Origin of the sequence: Caballeronia sp. GAWG1-1, assembly GCF_023631465.1 — a bacterium.
Classification (GTDB): domain Bacteria; phylum Pseudomonadota; class Gammaproteobacteria; order Burkholderiales; family Burkholderiaceae; genus Caballeronia.
Genome location: NZ_JALQDB010000142.1, coordinates 1 through 216, shown reverse-complemented (window position 1 = coordinate 216; position 216 = coordinate 1). Strand labels below are relative to the sequence as shown.

At 47.2% G+C, this 216-nt stretch carries 1 rRNA gene; it reads left to right on the top strand.

Features of this window, described 5'->3' with window-relative positions:
• Positions 1-142: 142 nt before the first annotated feature.
• Positions 143-216: ribosomal RNA gene (locus NCT03_RS34485) — 16S ribosomal RNA — on the top strand; the annotation flags it as partial.

The window sequence follows — 216 nt, the reverse complement described above, 5'->3', positions numbered from 1 at the left end:
CGGGGTTGGGACGTTTAGCGAAAGTTATCAAGTCTCACACAGTATTAGAGGAAGGTTTATCTGTCGAAAGACGGATTGATCATCGTCAGTACGTTGAGTGAGCGACCGGTTGGTAAAACAACCGAAAACAGTAACAGGAATTGAACTGAAGAGTTTGATCCTGGCTCAGATTGAACGCTGGCGGCATGCCTTACACATGCAAGTCGAACGGCAGCA